This is a genomic window from Novosphingobium olei (genome assembly GCF_012927405.1).
GTDB classification, from domain to species: domain Bacteria; phylum Pseudomonadota; class Alphaproteobacteria; order Sphingomonadales; family Sphingomonadaceae; genus Novosphingobium; species Novosphingobium olei.
Genome location: NZ_JABBGM010000042.1, coordinates 1 through 1,167 on the forward strand (window position 1 = coordinate 1; position 1,167 = coordinate 1,167).

Consider the following 1,167-nt stretch of genomic DNA (forward strand, 5'->3'; position numbering starts at 1 on the left):
ATACCAACGCGCATTGATCAGAACCCATGGGCCCACTGGCGCAATCCGAGAGACATGATGCGCCACGGCTGATCGGCGAGTTTGTTCCATGCGAAGCAGCATTGGTCGACGATGTCGTCGTAGGATTTGAAGATGCGGTTCGACAGCCAGTTGTCGCGCATGAACTGCCAGACGTTTTCGACCGGGTTGAGTTCGGGGCACCTGGGCGGCAGCGGCATCAGGGTGATGTTGGGCGGCACGACCAGTTCGGCCGAACCATGCCATCCTGCCTGATCGAGCAGGAGGACTGCATGCGCGCCCGGCGCGACGTGGAAGGCGATTTCCTCGAGATGCATGCTCATTGCCTCGCTGTTGCAACAGGGCATGACGATGCCGGCGGCCTTGCCTTCGGCGGGACAGATCGCGCCGAACAGCCACGCCGAGGAGCGCCGCTGGTCCTTCGGTGGTGATGGCCGGGTTCCGCGCTTTGCCCAGCGCCGGGTGAGCTTGGTCTGCTGGCCGACGCGGGCTTCGTCCTGCCACCACAGCTCTATCGGCGTTCCTCTCGGGAGCCTTCGCTTGATTTGCGCCAGACGGGCGGCGAACCTTTTTTAAAATCGACGATGTCATCGCTCTTCTGGCCATGGTGGCGTGGCCGGGCCGTCAGCTTGCGATAGCCCATGGCGCGAAGCTCGCGCCCGAGGGTATGGCGTGTGATCGACAACTCGAACTCGTCCCAGATCCACTGCGCCAGATCGCACAGCCGCCAGCGTACTACCCCATGCGCTGCAGGAATCGGCCCAGCCTCGACGATCTCGGCAAGCCGGGCGCGCTGCTGGTCGTTCAGAATCGAAGCCCGCCCCGGAGCCTTGCGCGTCGCAAGACCGTCAGGGCCACCCTCGTTGAAGCGCAGAACCCAGTCGCGCACGATCTGCAGCGTCACCCCGGCAATCTTCGCCGCTTCGCTGCGGCTCCTGCCGTCCAGGATCAGCGCAACAGCCAACAGACGCCGGACCTGATCGGCATCGCCGCTTCGTCGCGCAAACCCACGCAAATCCGACGATGCGTAGTCAGATCGAACCCCAATCGCTGCCGCCATCGCAAGCCTCCTTGTGCTTGCAACGTCGAATCAGATTTTCATCCGCTTAGGAATCCCCGGCGTGAGTCAGACTCAGCGCGCCTTGGTAT

At 63.2% G+C, this 1,167-nt stretch carries 1 protein-coding gene; it reads right to left on the minus strand.

Translation table 11 applies throughout. The features are described from left to right. Positions 1-17 precede the first annotated feature (17 nt). Positions 18-1,078 (minus strand): IS630 family transposase gene (locus HHL27_RS22155; RefSeq protein ID WP_169495525.1). Its coding sequence is split into 2 segments (ribosomal slippage): positions 18-571 and positions 571-1,078, totalling 1,062 coding nucleotides; the frame shifts between segments, so codons are not numbered across the junction. Positions 1,079-1,167: the final 89 nt, after the last annotated feature.